Origin of the sequence: Christiangramia aquimixticola (assembly GCF_048285835.1) — a bacterium.
GTDB lineage: Bacteria > Bacteroidota > Bacteroidia > Flavobacteriales > Flavobacteriaceae > Christiangramia > Christiangramia aquimixticola.
Genome location: NZ_JBLVTL010000303.1, coordinates 1 through 284, shown reverse-complemented (window position 1 = coordinate 284; position 284 = coordinate 1). Strand labels below are relative to the sequence as shown.

General features: G+C 47.5%; 1 protein-coding gene. It reads left to right on the top strand.

All coding sequences use genetic code 11. The features are described 5' to 3' along the window. Positions 1-284: RQC domain-containing protein (locus tag ACNKXV_RS14575; protein WP_417908420.1), on the top strand; the 284-nt coding region annotated here is incomplete at both ends.

The following is a 284-nucleotide window of genomic DNA, read 5'->3' as shown; positions in this document are numbered from 1 at the left end:
GGAGAAACACTTAATGAGGATTGTGGATTTTGTGACAACTGCAAGCGGGAGCGCGAGACATTTGAAGGATTGGATTACATAGTCATTGCCTTGGAGGCGGTGAAGCAAACCAACGAACGCTTTACGCTTGAGCACTTGGTACGAGTAATCCGAGGGGAAATGGATGATTATGTGATCAGCTACAAGCATGACGCCTTGCCTGTATTTGGAATAGGAAAAGAGGAGAGTGACAAGCACTGGACTTCCGTCATCCGCCAAGCCATGATCGCGGCCATGTTAGAAAA